Here is a 1,498-nt window from a genome sequence, read left to right on the forward strand (position 1 = left end):
AGCGATCCGCCCCCCCACTGACATCCAGTTCTTCACCCCCCATGCCACCGACGCCGGCAATCCTTCGCACCCCTTCCGGAATTCCGGAAGCGCACCGTCAGGCCCGGGCCGATGCGATTCTCCAAGCCTTGTACGAGAAGATTTCCAGCCGGCCCCAAGGAGAACGCACCAAAACCCTTTACTGGGCCGGTTGCCGGGTCGGAGAGCACGCCGCAGCCGGCATTTTGACCGTCGACCAGGCGATGCCCGTAATGGTGTCTGCTGGCGTCGCTGCCGGCCTGACCCCCAGCGAAGCTACCCACAGCTGCCTTTGCGGGGTTCGGGCCGCAGCGGCCCTCTCAGGGGCTTCCGCGTGAGACCACACGTCCAGAGGCACCTTGACCGCCGGATCGCCGCCGATCTTGCCGTTTCAACATCATCCGAGCTTGATCGCTCCGAGGCGGCTGTCAGCAAGATCCTTAACGCCGTCGGGGCCAAGATCAACCAGGCTGAGTCTGATCTTGAAACCGCCTTTCTAGGTACTTCGGAAACTTTGGAGCGGCGATCATGCTCAAAATGGCCCTCCGCGGACCCCGATTTCGCCTGTGCCCCAGCGGAAACTTCCGAGAGGCATGATCGACAAGAGGTGCGGAGCGTTTTGCGATCCGGGCTCCGCGGCGTGACGACGAATCGGTGGCTCCGGGACTGCGGCAAACCGGTCGGCGTCTCGGACGTCGCTCTGATCCAAAACGGAGATCATCACTGCTACAGCGGCCTGTCGACGTGTGGATCTGGGTGGGTTTGTCCGGTTTGCTCGGCCAAGATCAGGTTCCGGCGGGCCGACGAGATCTCCCGGGCCATTGCCCGGGCCATCGAGGCCGGTTTTGGGGCTGTTTTCGTGACCCGAACAATCCCCCACACCGCCGAAGATGAACTGCGCACAACCCTCGGCGGCCTGACTGAGGGTCGCCGATGGGCGGGACGACACTGGGCGGTTAAGAAGGTGCGAGAGGAGGCCGGCTTCCTGGGATGCATCACCGCGAAGGAAATTACCCGAGGGAACAACGGTTGGCATCCCCACACGCACGATGTGGAAGTCTTCCGTCGGCCGGTCACACCGAAGGTCTACGGGAAGATGTGCAAGGAGTATTTCGATAAGTTGAATGCGTTCTACGTACAGAAGGGGCATAAGCCGATGGTGAAAGGCATTGGCGTGAAACTCGATATCATCACCCGGGACTCTGACGCCCTTGGCCGCTACCTTGTCAAACTCCAGGAAACCGGCGTCGGCCTGGGTAACGAAATGGCCCGCGGCGATTTGAAAAAGGGTCGGAAAGGAAGTTTGATGCCGTTCGATATCGCCGCCTACTTCCTGCGGACCGGCGACGTCGCCGCGTTGAAGCTCTGGCACGAATACGAACGCGAAACCAAAGGCAAGTCCGTGATCCGGTTCAGCCCAGGGCTGCGCGCCGAGCTCCTGCCCGGCGAGGAGGAGGCCTCCGACGAAGACCTCGCCGCG

Annotated in this window: 1 pseudogene; it reads left to right on the top strand. The window is 62.1% G+C overall.

Going from position 1 to position 1,498, the window contains the following annotated elements:
- Window positions 1–658: 658 nt before the first annotated feature.
- A pseudogene (locus tag G6R25_RS23905) lies at window positions 659–1,498 on the top strand (protein rep); the annotation flags it as partial.

Source organism: Candidatus Frankia alpina, assembly GCF_902806485.1.
Classification (GTDB): Bacteria; Actinomycetota; Actinomycetes; order Frankiales; family Frankiaceae; genus Frankia; species Frankia alpina.